General features: G+C 68.0%; 1 protein-coding gene. It reads right to left on the reverse strand.

The annotated features are described in order from the left end of the window. Nucleotides 1-225: 3-hydroxyacyl-CoA dehydrogenase NAD-binding domain-containing protein (locus ABD76_RS00230; RefSeq protein ID WP_197253252.1), on the reverse strand; the 225-nt coding region annotated here is incomplete at both ends.

A 225-nucleotide genomic window follows, 5' to 3' on the forward strand; every position in this document is an offset into this window, starting at 1 on the left:
AAGGCCGGATGTATTGGATGCGAGCAGCGCGTGCGGGGCGATGCAGGGAGCGACCTTGCGGTACAGCTCCTGTTTCCAGTCCATGCGCTCGGCGATCGCCTCGATCACCAGGTCACACTCGCGCAGCAGCTCCAGGTCGCTGTCGTAGTTGGCCGGGACGATGCGCGCCCCCAGCGCCCGGTCTGCGAGCGGGGCCGGACTGAGCTTGCCCAGGTGGGCGATTGC

The sequence above is a fragment of the Paenibacillus dendritiformis genome, from assembly GCF_015845845.1.
In the GTDB taxonomy this organism is placed as follows: Bacteria; Bacillota; Bacilli; order Paenibacillales; family Paenibacillaceae; genus Paenibacillus_B; species Paenibacillus_B dendritiformis_C.